General features: G+C 74.8%; 2 protein-coding genes. Both read right to left on the bottom strand.

Features of this window, described 5'->3' with window-relative positions; translation table 11 throughout:
- On the bottom strand, positions 1-1,000 hold a 1,000-nt coding region (locus tag AB8Z36_RS39285), incomplete at its 3' end, for a Gfo/Idh/MocA family protein (RefSeq protein ID WP_369218146.1).
- The coding region (locus AB8Z36_RS39280; protein ID WP_369218145.1) for a Gfo/Idh/MocA family protein at positions 997-1,631 on the bottom strand (635 nt) is incomplete at its 5' end. The genes AB8Z36_RS39280 and AB8Z36_RS39285, both read right to left, overlap by 4 nt.

The following is a 1,631-nucleotide window of genomic DNA, read 5'->3' as shown; positions in this document are numbered from 1 at the left end:
CCGGCACCCCGCTCCGCGCCGAGGCGTACGCCGCCGCCACCACCCGCAGCGTCCGCAGCCCGCCCTCGCCGTCGGCGACGTCCATGCCGCCCTCCCCCGGCCCGTACAGGAAGGCGCGGAGCATCAGCTCGTCCAGGTCGGCCCCGAAGGGCAGCTCGGTGCCGCTGCCCCTGCGCTCGTCGAAGCCGTGCACCTTCTGGTCGAAGGCGTCCATCTCCAGCGTGGCCCGCTCGCCGACGACGGTGAGTTCCAGGCCGCCCCAGGAGTGGTGCGAGCGCGGGTGGGACCAGCTGCAGTCGATCGTGGCCACGGCCCCGTCGGCGTAGGTCACGCTGAGCAGTCCGGCCGTCTCGACGGCGACCTCGTCCGCGTGCATGAGGTTGTTGGTCTGCGCGTACACCTCCACGGGACGGACGTCGCCGAACAGGTCGTCCAGGAGGTCGGCGATGTGCACGGTGTGGTCCATCAGCGCCCCGCCGCCCGAGAGGCCGGGCTCGGCGAACCAGCGCCGCGTCCGGTTCGGCATCGCGCCGTTGTTCGCGCCGGTCACCGCGAGCACCCGGCCCGCGTCGCCCGAGGCCACGGCCGCCTTCACCGCCGCGTACGCGGGGCTGAAGCGGACCGGGTAGGCCACCGCGAGCCGCACCCCCGCGGTCCGGCAGGCCTCGACCATCGCCTCGCCGTCCGCCACCGAGGCGGCCAGCGGCTTCTCGCACAGCACGGCCACGCCGTGCACGGCGGCGCGCTCCACCAGCGGGCGGTGCCGGGCGTTCTCGGAGCAGACGATCACCGCGTCCGGGCCCCAGGCGAAGGCCTCCTCGTACGTCTCCACGTACGCGGCCCCCAGCTCATCGGCGAGGGCACGGCCCCGCACCTCACCGGGCGCCGCGAGCTCCCGTTCGGGATCGCTGCCGATGACCTCCACCCCCGGCATACGGGAGAGCAGCCGCAGGTAACCGGCCGCGTGGACGTGGGCGAACGACAGGACGGCGACCTTCATCGCGCTGCCTCCTCGAACTCGATGACGCGGCCGGTACGGCTGGACTCCACCGCCGCCTCGGCGATCCGCACCGCCTCGACGCCGTCGCGGGCGCTCACCCGCGGCTCGGGCCCCCCGGGCCGCCAGGAGGCGACGAAGTCACGCAGCTCGGCGAGGAAGGGGCTCTCGGTCATGGGGCTCGTCGGGATCGACTCGTTCGCCGCGCGCACGCCCTGCGCGGTGATCCGGAAGCCCGGCACGGCCAGGGAGTCGTGGTGGAGCAGTCCGTCTGCGCCCGCGACCCGGAACGTCGTACGGAACTGCTGGTCAGGCAGGCCCCAGAGCCCACTGACATGGCTGACGGCGCCCGAGGCGTGGGTCAGCACGGCGGTGGCGGTGACCACCTCGGCCGGGGTGCCGGTGGCGTGCTCGACGCCCCGGGTGCGGGCGTGCACGCGTACGACGTCACCGGCGAGCCAGCGGGCGATGTCGATGTCGTGGACCATCAGATCCATGATCACGCCGCCGGACTGGGCGGGGTCGCCGAACCACGGCGCCCACTGCGGCCGCGCCCCGCCGCGCGTGAAGCGCAGCACGGCGAGTTCGCCGAGGTCGCCCCTGGCCACGGCCGCGCGCAGCGCCGCGTAGGCGG

It is taken from the genome of Streptomyces flavofungini (assembly GCF_041028215.1).
Taxonomy (GTDB): Bacteria; Actinomycetota; Actinomycetes; order Streptomycetales; family Streptomycetaceae; genus Streptomyces; species Streptomyces flavofungini_B.
Note: the sequence above shows the minus strand (reverse complement) of the source record. Positions and strands in the feature narration are given on the sequence as shown.